The organism is Microbacterium sp. GbtcB4 (genome assembly GCF_019091465.1).
Taxonomy (GTDB): domain Bacteria; phylum Actinomycetota; class Actinomycetes; order Actinomycetales; family Microbacteriaceae; genus Microbacterium; species Microbacterium paraoxydans.
Genome location: NZ_JAGXJJ010000005.1, coordinates 291,212 through 305,153, shown reverse-complemented (window position 1 = coordinate 305,153; position 13,942 = coordinate 291,212). Strand labels below are relative to the sequence as shown.

General features: G+C 66.0%; 11 protein-coding genes and 1 tRNA gene. 3 read left to right on the top strand and 9 right to left on the bottom strand.

Annotated elements, in window-relative coordinates; genetic code table 11:
• Positions 1-41 precede the first annotated feature (41 nt).
• Both KVS71_RS10790 and KVS71_RS10785 read right to left on the bottom strand, forming a co-directional pair.
• On the bottom strand, positions 42-548 hold the full coding sequence (locus KVS71_RS10790; protein WP_060923369.1) for a hypothetical protein: 507 nt from the start codon (positions 546-548) through the stop codon (positions 42-44).
• 9 nt (positions 549-557) lie between these two features.
• Positions 558-1,844, bottom strand: coding sequence for an MFS transporter (locus tag KVS71_RS10785; RefSeq protein WP_368874669.1), 1,287 nt, complete (start codon positions 1,842-1,844; stop codon positions 558-560).
• A gap of 75 nt (positions 1,845-1,919) precedes the next feature.
• Here KVS71_RS10785 and KVS71_RS10780 point away from each other — a divergent pair, with 75 nt between their 5' ends.
• Positions 1,920-2,714, top strand: a complete 795-nt coding sequence (locus KVS71_RS10780) for a hypothetical protein (protein WP_217584510.1) — start codon at positions 1,920-1,922, stop codon at positions 2,712-2,714.
• Between the two features lie 89 nt (positions 2,715-2,803).
• A complete protein-coding gene (locus KVS71_RS10775; protein ID WP_060923188.1) occupies positions 2,804-3,655 on the top strand; it encodes a class II glutamine amidotransferase in 852 nt (283 codons plus the stop codon).
• Between the two features lie 527 nt (positions 3,656-4,182).
• Here the strand turns inward: KVS71_RS10775 and KVS71_RS10770 are convergent.
• Positions 4,183-7,758, bottom strand: coding sequence for a hypothetical protein (locus KVS71_RS10770; RefSeq protein ID WP_217584509.1), 3,576 nt, complete (start codon positions 7,756-7,758; stop codon positions 4,183-4,185).
• A gap of 196 nt (positions 7,759-7,954) precedes the next feature.
• Between KVS71_RS10770 and KVS71_RS10765 the strand changes: the two genes are divergently transcribed.
• Positions 7,955-8,659, top strand: a complete 705-nt coding sequence (locus KVS71_RS10765) for a hypothetical protein (RefSeq protein WP_060923186.1) — start codon at positions 7,955-7,957, stop codon at positions 8,657-8,659.
• Positions 8,660-8,673: 14 nt separating this feature from the next.
• Here the strand turns inward: KVS71_RS10765 and KVS71_RS10760 are convergent, their stop codons facing one another.
• The 6 genes from KVS71_RS10760 to KVS71_RS10735 all read right to left on the bottom strand — a co-directional run bounded on the left by KVS71_RS10760 (position 8,674) and on the right by KVS71_RS10735 (position 13,891).
• Entirely contained in the window at positions 8,674-9,252 is a 579-nt protein-coding gene (locus KVS71_RS10760) for a hypothetical protein (protein ID WP_060923185.1), read from the bottom strand.
• 132 nt (positions 9,253-9,384) lie between these two features.
• Positions 9,385-9,459, bottom strand: a tRNA-Gln gene (locus KVS71_RS10755).
• A gap of 100 nt (positions 9,460-9,559) precedes the next feature.
• Positions 9,560-11,065: a glutamate--tRNA ligase gene (gene gltX, locus KVS71_RS10750; protein ID WP_085606935.1), complete on the bottom strand. Its 1,506-nt coding sequence runs from the start codon at positions 11,063-11,065 to the stop codon at positions 9,560-9,562.
• Positions 11,066-11,094: 29 nt separating this feature from the next.
• Complete coding sequence (locus KVS71_RS10745) at positions 11,095-11,859, bottom strand: class I SAM-dependent methyltransferase (protein ID WP_217584508.1); 765 nt, start codon at positions 11,857-11,859, stop codon at positions 11,095-11,097.
• Positions 11,856-13,115: an MFS transporter gene (locus KVS71_RS10740; protein WP_217584507.1), complete on the bottom strand. Its 1,260-nt coding sequence runs from the start codon at positions 13,113-13,115 to the stop codon at positions 11,856-11,858. The genes KVS71_RS10745 and KVS71_RS10740 overlap by 4 nt, the downstream gene beginning before the upstream one ends.
• A complete protein-coding gene (locus tag KVS71_RS10735) occupies positions 13,112-13,891 on the bottom strand; it encodes a fumarylacetoacetate hydrolase family protein (RefSeq protein WP_060922668.1) in 780 nt (259 codons plus the stop codon). The genes KVS71_RS10740 and KVS71_RS10735 overlap by 4 nt, the downstream gene beginning before the upstream one ends.
• Between the last annotated feature and the right edge of the window lie 51 nt (positions 13,892-13,942).

Below are 13,942 nucleotides of genomic sequence, written 5' to 3'. Positions count from 1 at the left end.
GTGTGGAGTGACCGCAGTCTCGGCGGGAAGGGAGTGGCGTCTCACCCTGCCCGCGTGCTATCCGCGTCGGCGTCCTTCGCGAAGACCGCCCGCATGTGGTCGCTGGTGAGGAAGTCCGCGATCCCGATCATGATCAGGCTGAAGACGATCTGCTCGGTGACCATCCAGACCGGGTAGAGGCCGGGGATCGCCGCCATGACGAGCGTGATGACCGGGAAGATCTGTGCGAACAGTCGCAGCCGGAGGTAGGCCCAGCGCCATCCGCGACGCGCGCGCCACGCGAAGTAGAACAGCGTCGCCGTCATCGCCAGCACCACGAGAGTGCGCATCCACACGGCGAAGGGCACGCTGTCGCCGTCGGCGGCGAGCACCAGGGCGACCACCACGGCGCCCACCCCGAGCACCAGTTCGGCGACGAGCAGCCAGAGGATCCACGTGAAGGCACGGACGGTCCGCGGATGGGTGCGACCGGCGTCGCTGATCAGCACGCCGGCCTGCCGCCCACCCGCGATCCGGTCGAGACGGAGGAAGAGCGGTTCGAGGGCCATGCTCGGAGCCTAGACCGGCGGCGTCCGTTCGACCTCGTCCGTTCGATGGACCTCGGCGCTGCTGCCGTTGGCCGCTGCCGGGAGCACCCGCTCCAGTACGACCGCCAGCACGCCGACTGCGAGGCTGCCCGCGACCATGACCGCGATGAACCAGCCGCTGACGCCGACGCCGAGGAGCACCCCCGCGACGAGCGGACCGAGGATCGCTCCGCCCTGGAAGGCCGCGGAGTTGAGGGCGTTGTAGCGCCCGCGGGTGCGGTCCGTCGCGAGATCGTTGTAGATGGCCGGGATCGTCGGCTGCATCATCGTCTCTCCGAACGCGAACACGCCCATGAACGCGATCACCGCGATCGCGGCCGTGACCGAGTCGGGAAGCAGGCCCGCGGCACCGAGCATGACCCAGGAGACGGCCCAGATGAGCGCCATGACCTGCATGACCCTGGTGCGCCGGCGCCCGGTGATGAGCCGGAGGACGGCGAACTGCAGCAGCACGATGACGGCCGTGTTCACCGCGAACGAGATGCCGACGACGGCGGTCGAGACCTGGGCGATCTGACGAGCGTAGGCGGGGAAGCCCGCCTCGATCTGTCCGTAGCCGATGAAGACGGAGAAGAAGGTCAGCAGCGTCATCCAGAGCACCGCAGGGCGCCGCAGGATCTCCCGGTAACCGCCCTCGGTGGTCACGGCCGGGTCCGGGTCCGCCTGGGTGCGCACGTGCCGGAGCGGGCCGAGGAGCAGAGCGAGCGGGATGAGGCTCGTGGCCGCGTCGATGAGGAAGATCGTGGTGAAGGTCGACGGCTCCGTCACGTCGACGAAGAACCCGCCGATGATGCCGCCCACGCCGATGCCGAGGTTGACGAGGGCGAAGTTCACGCCGAAGTACTGCTGACGGACCTCGCCGTCGACCACCGAGGCGATCAGCGCGTTGAAGCCGGGCCAGGAGACCCCGAAGTTCACCCCGATGAGCACGACCGCGACGGTCGCGACGGCTGGATGCGTGGCATAGGCGAGGAGCGTGCACCCCGCGATCATCGCGAGCAGTCCCACGATCAGCACACGGCGGGCGCCGAAGCGGTCGATGAGCGTACCGCCGGGGCCCGTGACGACGAGCCCCGTGATCGCGATGAGGCTCATGAGCGCCCCGGAGAACCCGAGGTCGAAGCCGCGCACCTCGTGGAGGTAGATGATGGTGAACGGCAGCGTCATCCCCCGCCCGAGCGTCTGGATCGCCACGGTCGACAGCAGCCAGCGCCCCTCGGTGGGCAACGCGTTCCAGAAAGACCTCATACCGATCACCTCGTCATTGTTCCAGGAGCCGGGGACATCGGATGACCGCCGGGGTCTCGAGGAGGAAGCCGATATTCTGCGAGCATGCCCGTGTCGTTCGAAGACTTCCGCTCCGCCCTCCCCCATGCACCGGCCCGTGACGCGTGGGGCCTCGTGCTCACCGACGCCGAGGCGCAGCAGGTCGCCGCGGACGAGCAGGCGAGCCGGGCCTGGTACGACTACTTCCTCGCGACCACGGCCGCGGCGCCGACCGCCCCTGCGGCGGCGGCACCGCTCGGGGGACACGAGCTCCCCGTCGCCGCCGCGCCGGGATTCGCCGCGGCACCCCCGCCGGCACCCGCCGCCGCCCCGTGGACCCCCGCGCCTGCGGAGGGCCCGGAGCGGAAGAGCCGGGTGGGACTCTGGGTGACGCTCGGCATCGTGGGCGCGCTGCTGCTGATCGCCGCGATCGTTACGGTGTTCGCGTTCACGACCGCACGCCACTGGACCAAGGTCGACGTGCCGGAGAAGCCCGAGACCTTCCACAGCGAGGAGTACGAGACCGGCAAGTACCTCGTCGCCGACGACGGCGTGAGCCCGTGCGCGGTGGACCAGGACTGGACGGACTGCATCGGCCTCATGGAGGCCGAGTATTCGGGCGCCTGCGCCGGGGTCGAGCTCGTCCCCGCCGCCGCGGACCTGTGCGCCCAGCACCGCGCCGAGATCGACCGGATGATCGCGGAGGACGCGGACGGGATGTACGTGGCCTCCCTCGGCGATTTCGGACACCTCACCCGGACGCCCGAGACGGCGACGCGGCAGGTCTCGAACGACGATGCCGAGCCGGCCGTCACGCATGAGGCCGTGTGCTATCTCGGGTTCCTCGGGGAGTGCGAGTAGCCGGTCAGCCATCCGCGGGTCTCGCCGGGGAGGCTGACCGAGCGTATCGTCGGGCACAGACGTGATCGGGTCGGGGACGAGGTGTCGACATGTGTCGGTGGCTGGCGTACGTGGGAGAACCGCTGCACCCGTCGGAGGTGATCCTCGACGCGCGACATTCCCTCGTGGCGCAGTCCCTGGACTCGCCCCTCGGCGCGGAGACCGTGAACGGGGATGGGTTCGGCCTCGGCTGGTATCCGGCGTCGAACGGTGACGACTCTGGGCAGCCTCCGAAGCCTGCACTGTTCCGCAGCATGGAGCCCGCCTGGAACGATCTGAACCTGCGCGAGATCTCCCGCACGATCCGCAGCCCGCTGTTCTTCAGCCATGTGAGAGCTGCCGCCGGGCCGCCGGTCCAGCAGACCAACTGCCACCCGTTCCGGCACGCGAACTGGCTCTTCATGCACAACGGCGGCTTGGCGGATTTCCTGAGCGTGAAACGCGACCTCACGCTCGCCGTCGATCCCTCCCTCTACCCGGAGATCCAGGGCACCACCGACTCGGAGGTGCTGTTTTACCTCGCCCTGACCCTCGGCCTCCAGGACGATCCGATCGCGGGCATGCGGGCGGCCATCCGCGAGGCCGAGCGCGTGGGGCGCGAGCATGGCGTCCGCTTCCCGGTCCAGGGAACCTTCGCGGTGTCCGACGGCACCACCGTCTGGGCGTTCCGGTACTCGACGGCTGGGCGCTCCCGCTCCCTCTTCCACTCCACCGACATCGAGACTCTTCGCCGGATGTACCCCGATGCCGAACGGCTTCGCGTCTTCGGCCGCCGGGCGCACGTGATCGTGTCCGAGCCCCTCAACGATCTGCCCGGTGCATTCACAGAGGTCCCTGAATCGACGGTATCGATCCTCGACGAGACGGGCTATCGGTACGTGCCCTTCCTCGAAGCCGCGTGAGAAGCTGAGGCCCCGTACCGGAAAACGACAAAACCCCCGCCGGAGCGGGGGTTTTCGAAGTGCTGACATCGCTGACCTCTACTCAAACCCTTTGGAGCTGCCAGTCAACCTTGTGGAACTGCGGAATCTCGCGGTTCTTGGTGATCGAAACGATGGTTTGAGCGCACCAAATGTGTACCGAAGCCACGAGCTGTCCAAGCGACTCGGCAGCATCAAAGTCGCGGAGCTCGTCCGCCGTGTCAGGGCGGGTTAGAGTACTCGGTCCCTTGCTCGCGAACTGGATGTTGCGAACTCGGCACTGACGCGAATGCTGCGCGAGGAAGGTGTCGCCATCTCCAAACGGAAGGTGAGTAACGACGAGGCAGCCGCGATGGCGGGCGAGTATGAAGCCGGCGCCACGATGGCGGGACTCGAGAAAAAGTACGGACAGTCGCACGGTGCAATCTTGAGAGCACTGCATCGATGCGGAGCAAAACTGAGAGCAAGCGCGCCTCGCCGCAAGAACTAGGCGGGACCGCGCTGCGTCACTACCAATCGTGTTCCTGCTCGCCCTGGAGTACATCTCCCAGCCGAGACTCGAGGTGTTCAAGCAGCTTTCGACACCACCGCTTAGCACCATCAGATTGACCGGGTTGAGCGACCCAGCGCTTCACCTGAGCAATCTGGCCCTTGATCCGGTCCGACTCGTTCCCTGACCACATCCCAGAGACGAACTCACCGACTAGCGGAGACGTTACCCCTCGCTCATCTCCGAAGCGACTCAAAAGGAAAGACGCGACCGGACTTAGTTCGTCTGAACCCACAGAAGCAACCGAGGCCACGGTCTTGGCGCGATCTATCGAGTCGCCAACCCAGCTTTCGATCACATCAAGATCGATGATGTCGGCAACCCAACCTCGCGTAGAGAATGCCAGCTTCCACGACTCACGCTTCGCAAGCCGGTCAAGGAGTTCGATCCAGACTTCTTTTCCTGCGAGCTTCAGGGCTCGGCCGAAGAGTCCCTTCTCTTGAGAGCCGGAGTACATACTGATCGCGTCTTGCTCGACGAGCTCAACGAGAATCCGAACGATCCTGGCCGGGTCCTTCTCGAGCTGTCGTTCTGCGAGCTGAGACCAGTCGTACTCTTGTTGACCGAGCACTGGGAACCGAGGCCGAAGCTCGACGATCTCTTCGATCGCAGCCTGAAGCTCTGGTGAGATTTCCGGTCGATCATGTAGCTCGAACGCAAGGAAGTCCACGAGTGCGCGATAGTCATCCTCCGATTCGACGCGGGTCCTCCAGTCATTGATGTAGAGGCGAAGTAGGTCGTCGTCGCTGGTCTCACGCAGCCAGTAGAAGACTGCGCGAGCGCCTTCTGCGACAGAGATTTCTGGAAGAAGCTCTGCTGCTCGTGCTTCAGCGCGCAAAGTGCGTGGACCTTGCGTGGTGAGACGAAGCTTCGTGATCGGATCGGCGTTTAGCTGGTCAACGTACTCGTCGTAAGTGCCAGGAGTTGCCTCCTCCAGACCAACGAGGAACCCTACCAATGCGCGAGCGTTGGGGCCCGACAACTGCGCGAGCAGCGTAGGTGCGGTGGCGGCGATATTTGCACCACGCTTTGCAAGCACCCTCCCGATAACGAAGTCGGTGGGTACCTCTTTCACGAGCAGTGCGAGAAGCTTGGCCGTGGCGGACTCGGATTCCGTCCCCTCCAGGGCGTTGATGAAGTCAGTTTCGATGTCGCCGTTACGCCTGTCCCATGGCGATGCGTGCGCGAACACCCAGAGTTGGTCGTCAAGAGTGCCAGCGGGCAGGGCAGCAAGGATGGCGTCGATGTCTTCGGCAAAATGCTTCTCGTCACCAGTGCGGTCGTACAGCGACGCAAGGTCTGCAAGTTTCGCACGAGCGTCTTGGAGCTGCTCGGGAGGAAGGCTTGCAAGGGTCGACGCCAGATGGTCTCGAAGCACGGGCTGACCGAGGGAAGCGTGAATAGCGTCCGTGAGCGCCTCAACGGCGGACGCTGCAACGTATGCGTCCGAATCGCCGCTGAGAGAACCGAGGATGTCGATGATGGCGTTGCGGTACTCCCAAGACTCGCCCCAAGTCTTGGGCGCACCGCGAGGTTCAACCACGACTCCACCTTGAAGCTCTCCTGACACCGTCGTGTGCTCGTGGGAATCAAGCGCCCGATGCGCGGCCTTAACTACGAGCGCACGGATTTCTGAACGACCTTTCGCGGCCTTCGATTGCAGATAGGCGAGGCGTTCGGCCGGAGACGCAGCTGTTGACGGCAGCATCGTTCCGAACAGGTCCACCCAGACACCTGTCGAGTTGTTGGAGAAGGGTTCATTTTCTACGAGAGCAAGTCGTAGAAGGGAATCGGCTGCTTCAGTGAAGGTTGAGGTATGCCATGCAAGCTTCTGCAGTGCCCACACCAGTGGCCGTCGTGCGCCCTCAGCCTTGCGCAGGTCGTCATCTTCCGTTTCCGCGAGTAGCTCAGCAATCCGACCCGACACCCTCTCAGGCGAGAGAATCGCGAGGTGATCCAGCAGATTCCCGCGGCGGTCTGTTGCTACGGCTTCAAGTGAGCTGAGTGGACCATCGGCACCAAGCATTTGATCGATGACTGCGCGAGGCAATGTGGAATCGCCAATCTCGGCAGCGCGTCGGAAGAGGCGTTCAGTGAGGTCTTCGGAGAGTTTGGGTAGGAGGTCAATTACGATGCGTGATCCAAACTCTGTCCACCCGTTTGAGGCAAGGTAAATTGCGACGGGGTTGGGGCCGACACTTCGATAGCGTCCCTGTGTCGTGAGTAAGCCGTGTGAGGCGAGGTCCGCTGCCGCGGCCCGAAGATCGGACTCAGGTACGCCGAGCCCCTCGCTCAGTATTGAGAGTTCCGACGCGAGTTCAGCGTCGAAGCCGATTCGGCTGAAAAGGGCGAGGGCGGATGATGCTAAAAAAAGTGTCCCTCCAGGAAGTTCATCGACAATGAACTGGCGGATGTCGTTGGGGTCGATCAGTTGGCGCGCGGTGCCAGGGCGTTGGGCAACGAGTGCCTTCGCACACTTCAGTGCGTAGTCGATGTTCCCCGCAGACACTTCGACAATGACCCGGGTCGCTTCCGGCCAGAGTGTCGGTACGTTCTTCTGCAAGAGCTCAGTGAGCGGCGCGTCCTCGAAAGCCGTGATTTGGAGCGTCGCCGCTCGGGCCGCACGCTGAGACGGTTCGCTAACGGTGACGAGTCGGATCTTCGTACCCGTCTGGAGCATCGCGGCAAAGATGTCATGACGCTTTGCATCGCACTCATCGATCACAATCACGGCTGAGCGCCCCTGCGTCTGAAGTTGACTCAAGACGGCCGGAGTGAACTGGTCTTCGCTCGGCACATAGATCACAAGGGCCTGATTGGGTTGGCCTCGGAGCGTCTCCATGACTAGTCGGGTCTTTCCGAGTCCGCTTACGCCCTCGACATGTACGCCGGACTCGTCACCGGACTGTATGGCTTCCCGCAAGCTTTCGATCTGCTTTTCGCGTGCGTCAGACGCAACCCAAGTCGTCTTATGACTGACCGATGCCGACCACTCATCAAAGGTCTGGCCGATAATGCCGATACCGCGAATCAACGGGCTGATCGCAACCGCTGGGTAGACCTCCGCCCATCGGGCAAGATGATCGGCGTTCAACACTTCGATAGTTCCGGGGTTGACGGCGATGCCAACCGAACGAGCAGCCGCCTCCAGCGCCGACTTTCGTCTAGATATCTGGACAGGAGTCAGCGACCGTCCGAGGGCTAACCGGTAGGAGCCGCCACTCGTCAGGATCTCAAGGGCTGCGGTTGCCTCAAGGAGTTCTGTCTTGCATGCGGCTGGTGCGAGATCGCCAGCCTTGAACTGCCACGCTGATTGTCCTTGAGGAACCCAGACAGTAGCGAGATCAGAGGCGAGCCCTGCATCGACACCTCTGTCAGGTGCGTTCGTACGGTACGTCTGTGTGAGGGCAGCACCCGCAAGTCCGGCACTCGCCAACTCGGCTTCGAGCAGGCGTCCCACTAGATCCGCGAAGGCCGAGCCTTCGAGCCCTTCGACCTGCTGCGGGTCAACAGAAAACGGGCCCTTGTCAGGCACTTCCTGTTGCCCCCGTCTTACATACCGTAGTAGTCATATATGCCCCGATTATGAAGACCTTGCCGACCTTAGTCAAGACGCTATCGTCGCCGCCGCTCCTGCCGGGCTTCCCTACGGCGCGCCTTCCTCATGACCGTGCCGTCGTCCTCTTTGACGAGCTGGAGCAGCGCCTTGGCGAGGTAATGAGTATCGATCTGTGGACGTGATCGGCGGCGATGCGGATCGTGCGCGTCCTGCCACCGACCTTGAACGCGCGGGTGATCTTGGCACGATGGCGGTCGACCATCTGGTTCGGACGCCCCTCGAGACTGGCGCGGAGGGCTTCGAAGTGTCGACCGTCCTCCTGAGGCAGAGAAGGGAAGACCTTGGTCATCTGCTTGCGGTGGGCGAGTGCGTCGCGATCGGTTATCGGAACCGTGGGAGCGAAGTAGTCGTGGAGGTCGCGCTGCGCGGATCCAGGGAGGGCCCCGAATGCTTGACCATCGCTCTCACTCCACAGCTCGATGAGGAAGTGGCGGAGCGTGAGGTAGTCGCGGGTAGTGAGTCTCGGCATAGGACGCTTCACTATGAGCTACTCCCCCGAGGTTGCAAGCATGAGCAACGGCGCGACAACGCGGCCACGTATGAGCTGCACATCTATCCGACCTTCGGGAACCGGCGCATCTCGCAGCTCACCACGATGGACGTGGAGGCGTGGCTGGCCGAACAGCGCGCGGCGGTTAAACCCAAGCCGTGCGCGAGCGCCGGTCTACCTATCGAGCGCGTCGCCAAGTTCATGGGGCACGCCGACATCACCACGATGTACAAGCATTACCTGCACCTGTTCAACGACGACCTGACCGACGACATGGACCGCCTAGCAGCCTTGGCCAGCCGTCCCGCTCTGGCGCGCATCGGCTGACCGCCCTCCGGGGATCACTGGGCCTGAGACAAAGCCTCAACCTGCACAGCATCCGTGCGGCGTTCGTTCTTCGCGTTCACCGAGCGGCGAATTCCGAGTTCGCGTCGCGTCCGATTGACGTACTTGTCCAAAGCCTGGGCATACTCCTTATGGAACTTCTGTGCCTCTTCACCGCGGAAGATCCCATCCGTATTGATCTGCCTTGCACACTCATCCATGAAGGTGTCGGTTGCAGTCTGAAATGCACCAAAGGAGTCAACAATCGCTTGGGATCCGACGACAGCGACGCGCCCCCGGAGTCGGCGCATCTCCTTGTTCAGTTCCAGAGCCCTTTCCAGTGCAGCTGCTCCAGCCGCATCAGCCTCGGGATCCGAGCCGCCCAGCGACGCATTCGTCGTGAAGTCGCGCATGGCGTCCTCAAACTCATATGCGTTATCGAGGGACTCAAGCAACACCTCACGCTTCAACTCTGCAATTCGCTTCTGCTTATCGTTGCTCCGACCGATCAAGCCTCCGACGAACGCACCGCATAGCGCGGAGCCAATCGCGAAGAGCGGTATGGCGTACGTAGCCAAGAAGCTGAGAATGTCCACCCGCACATTCTGGCAGAAGTACGCACTCCGACCCGCGCGGCTACCGGGGATCTACCGGGGATGCAACGCCGACGCCGGAAACAACAGAAGCCCGGATCCTCCGTTTTGCTGCGGAGTTCCGGGCTTGTCTGTTGGCTGGGGTACCTGGACTCGAACCAAGAACAACTGAACCAGAATCAGCCGTGTTGCCAATTACACCATACCCCAAGGGCGAAACCGGAGCCTCGCACCGAGAGTCAAGCTTACCCGAGCGGCGACCGATCACCAAAACCGTCGGTGTCGCGTCGCCGCTCGGGCGCGTCGCGGATCAGTCGGCGAGGAACGCCGAGAGCGCGCGCAGGCGGCGCAGCGACTCGTCCTTGCCCAGCAGCTCCATCGACTCGAACAGCGGCGGCGAGACACGGCGGCCGGTGATGGCCACACGCGGCGGCCCGTAGGCCACGCGCGGCTTCAGCTCGAGGTTCTCCACGAGCGCCGTCGACAGCGCCTCCTGGATCCTCTCCGGGGTGAAGTCCGTGACCGGCTCCAGGGCGGTGACGCAGGCGTCCAGCACCTCGGCCGCGTTGGCCGGCAGCCCCTTGAGCGCATCCGCGTCGTACGACACCTCGTCGCGGAACAGGAAGCCGAGCATGCCCGGCACCTCGCCCAGCAGCTGCACGCGCTCCTGCACCAGCGGCGCCGCGCGGAACGCGAGGACGAGCTGCTCGTGGGTCGGCTCGTCGAACAGGCCGGCCGCGGCGAGGTACGGGACCGTGCGCTCGGCGAAGTCCTTCACGTCGAGCATGCGGATGTGGTCGCCGTTGATCGACTCGGCCTTCTTCTGATCGAAGCGGGCCGGATTGGGGTTCACGTTCTCGATGTCGAACGCGGCGATGAACTCGTCGAGCGAGAAGACGTCGCGGTCCGGGCCGATCGACCAGCCCAGCAGCGCGAGGTAGTTCAGGAGTCCCTCATGGATGAAGCCGCGCTCCCGGTGCAGGAACAGATCGGCCTGCGGGTCGCGCTTGGAGAGCTTCTTGTTGCCGGTCTCCCCCAGCACGAGCGGCATGTGGGCGAACCGTGGCACGAACGTCGTCACACCCGCGTCGATGAGAGCGGCGTAGAGCGAGAGCTGCCGCGCGGTGGACGGCATGAGGTCTTCGCCGCGGAGCACATGGGTGATGCCCATCAGCGCGTCGTCGACGGGGTTCACGAAGGTGTACAACGGCACACCGTTGGGGCGCACGACGACGAAGTCCGGGAAGGACCCCGCGGGGAACGTGACCTCGCCGCGGATCAGGTCGACGTACGTGAGGTCCTCATCCGGCACCCGCAGGCGGAGGGCGGGCTGCCGGCCCTCGGCGCGGAAGGCGGCCTTCTGCTCATCGGTGAGGTCACGGTCGAAGTTGTCGTAGCCGAGCTGCTTCGCGCGGCCGTTGGCCTCGTTGCGGGCGTCGATCTCCTCGGCCGTCGAGTAGCTCTCGTAGAGCGCGCCTGTCGCGAGCAGCTTGTCGATGACCTCGCGGTAGATGTCGTGCCGCTCGGACTGGCGGTACGGGGCGTGCGGGCCGCCGACCTCGACGCCCTCATCCCAGTCGATCTTCAGCCACGTGAGCGCGTCCACGAGCTGGCGGAAGCTCTCCTCGCTGTCGCGTGCGGCGTCGGTGTCCTCGATGCGGAACACCATCTTCCCGCCGTTGTGACGGGCATACGCCCAGTTGTACAGAGCCGTGCGGACCATGCCGACGTGCGGCAGCCCCGTCGGAGAGGGGCAGAAGCGGACGCGGACGTCGGCGCCGCTGGCGGTCGTGGTGAGGGGATGCGGAGTAGCCATAGCCCTTCGATTCTACGGGTGCGGGCCGGTCAGCCCCGGCGCGAGACCGCCACGGCCGCGCGGTGCTCCAGCGGGAGCACCGCACCCACCCGATGCGCGGCGACCGTCTCCTCGAACCCGGCACGGAACCGGGATCGCTCGGCAGAGGAGAGCCCCGCATACTGCGCCCCGGCGCCGGCCACACCGCCCTCGACCGAGACCCACAGGGCGTCCGGGTCGGCGTGCCAGGTCCAGGTGTGCTCGCCGACCGACACCTTCGGGAGTCCGGCGTCGACGAGCATGGCCGCGAAGCCGTCCGCGGTGCGATCGAAGTCCTCCTCCGCCGGAAGCCTCTCCCCCGCAGAGGGCCGCAGCCCCGCGCGTTCGACGACCTCGGCCCAGAACCACGACGGCGAACGGGTCCAGGTCGTCGCGGCGACCTGTCCCCGCACGACCCGACCCAGCTCGCGGGCGGCGGTCCGCGGGGAGGAGACGTGGTTCAACACGAAGTTCGCCACGACGGCGTCGACGGCGCGGTCGGCGAACGGCAGCGTCGGCAGGCCGCCGTCGATGATGCGCAGCGTCGGGTGCCGCCGGCGGGCGACGGCGCGCATGGTCGGCTCCGGCTCGCAGGCCGTGACGTCCCACCCCAGGCCGGCGAAGCGGACCGCGAGGCCACCCTCCCCCGCCCCGACGTCGAGGAGGCTGCGACCCTCCGCCGGTCCGAGGGCGGCGGCGAGGACGTCGAAAGTCCCCGCGCACAAGGCCGCGTACGAGGCGGCATAGGCCTCCCCGACGCCACCCCAGGCCTTCACCGCGCGCTGCTCCGGGCGAGCGGTGACAGCGCGACGATCGCGAGGACGAGCACGGAGGCCGCGATGCCGAGCCCGGCGTACTGGAAGTTCGACAGCACAATGCCGGCGAGGACGGAGCCGGCGGCGGCCGACAGGCTCATCAGCGAGTCGCTGCGTCCCTGCCGCCGCGTGCGGACGTCGGGGGCCGAGGCCTCGGTGAGCAGGGCGGCGCCGGCGACCGTGGCGGCGCTCCACCCGAGGCCGAGGAGGATGAGCGCCACCATGACACCCCACGCCTCGGTGCCTGTGAAGACGGCGAAGGCGAGGGCGCCGCCGAGCAGAGCCTGCCCGAGCAGCACCACGCGCAGCCGCCCCCAGCGGTCGGCCAGCACGCCGAACACCGGAGAGAGCGCGTACATGCCGCCGACGTGCAGCGCGATGGTGATCCCGACGAGCGCTGAGACGTCAGCCGGGGTCGCCGCCGCACCGTGGGCGCCGTGCGCCATGTGGGACAGATGCACGGGGGTCATCGCCATGACCGACGCCATCACCACGTGCGACCCCGCGATCGCGAAGATCGCGTAGCGGGCCACGCGCGGGCGGTCCGCCACGGCGGCGCTCGTCGCGGCGGCCGCCGCCTGCGCGAGTCGCTGCGCGGCGAGCAGCGGATCGGGTCGGAGGGCGACGAGATAGAGCGCGAGTGCCGCGCACTGCGCGACGAACGAGAAGACGTACGAGCCGGTCTGCGGCGGCATGCCGATCGCCTGGCCGACGATCTCCCCCGGACCGAGCAGCAGCGGCCCCGCCACGCCGCCGATCGTCGTGGACCACACGACGATCGAGAGGTCGCGCCCACGATGCTGCGGGGCCGCGAGGTCCGTGGCCGCGAACCGGGACTGCAGGTTGCCCGCGTTCCCCGCACCGATCAGCAGGATGCCGACGAGCAGGAGCGGGAAGACGCGCACGGATGCTGCGAGGATCACCACGGCGATGCCGATGAGGGCGAAGAGGTTGCCGAGGGTGAGTGCACGACGCCGTCCGAGCCGCGCGGCCATCCGGGCGAGCGGGATCGCGCAGACCGCGGCCCCGAGGGTCACCGACGCCGTCGCGAGTCCGGAGAGCGCGTCGCTGCCGGAGATGTCCGCGGCGAGCAGCGCACCGAGCGACACGGTGGCTCCGAACGCGATGCCGCCGAGCACCTGCCCCAGCGAGAGCACGAGCACGGTGCGACGCTGGACCGCCTGCTGCTGCGTCGCCGTGAGGGCGACCTCGGTCATGACGTGGGAGCGGCGTCGCGCGCGGTGTTGCGGAGGATGCCGAGTCCGGAGATCTCGACCTCGACCGTGTCGCCCGCCTCGAACGTGCCCACGCCGGCGGGAGTGCCCGTCATGATGACGTCGCCCGGAAGGAGCGTGAACACCGCGGAGGCGTACTCGATGATCGCGGCGACCGAGTGGATCATGTCGGTGAGCGGGGCGTGCTGGCGGACCTCGCCGTTCACCCGCGTCTCGATCGTGGCCTGTGCGGGGTCGAAGTCCGTCTCGATCACGGGGCCGAGCGGGCAGAACGTGTCGAAGCCCTTCGCCCGCGACCACTGCCCGTCCTTGCGCTGCAGGTCGCGCGCCGTGACGTCGTTGCCGATGGTGTAGCCGAGCACGTGGTCGAGGGCGTTCTCCGCCTTCACGTTCTTGGCGATCCGCCCGATCACGACCACGAGCTCGCCCTCGTACTCCGTCCGCTCGGAGAGGGCGACGGGACGCACGATCGCGTCGTCGGGGCCGATCACGGCGGTGTTCGGCTTGAGGAACAGCAGCGGCTCCTCGGGGGCCACTCCCCCCATCTCGGCGGCGTGGTCGTGGTAGTTCTTCCCAACGCAGACGACCTTGGAGCGCGGGATCACGGGCGCGAGCAGCGTGACCTCGGTCAGCGGGACGCGGGCGCCGGTGGTCTCGTACCCGGAGAACATCGGGTCCCCGGCCAGGACCACGAGCTCGCGGTCGTCGATGATCCCGTACATGATGGCGTCGTCGTGGCTGAACCGGGCGATCTTCATCCCTCCACCCTAGATCCCCTGCTCCACCGTCGAGACCCCGCTTTCTCGTCG

Bases quoted from the DNA above. Each gene is read 5' to 3' on its own strand.
- KVS71_RS10790 (WP_060923369.1), bottom strand. From the start codon at position 548: ATGGCCCTCGAACCGCTCTTCCTCCGTCTCGACCGGATCGCGGGTGGG.
- KVS71_RS10780 (WP_217584510.1), top strand. From the start codon at position 1,920: ATGCCCGTGTCGTTCGAAGACTTCCGCTCCGCCCTCCCCCATGCACCG.
- KVS71_RS10775 (WP_060923188.1), top strand. From the start codon at position 2,804: ATGTGTCGGTGGCTGGCGTACGTGGGAGAACCGCTGCACCCGTCGGAG.
- gltX (WP_085606935.1), bottom strand. From the start codon at position 11,065: ATGGCTACTCCGCATCCCCTCACCACGACCGCCAGCGGCGCCGACGTC.
- KVS71_RS10740 (WP_217584507.1), bottom strand. From the start codon at position 13,115: ATGACCGAGGTCGCCCTCACGGCGACGCAGCAGCAGGCGGTCCAGCGT.
- KVS71_RS10735 (WP_060922668.1), bottom strand. From the start codon at position 13,891: ATGAAGATCGCCCGGTTCAGCCACGACGACGCCATCATGTACGGGATC.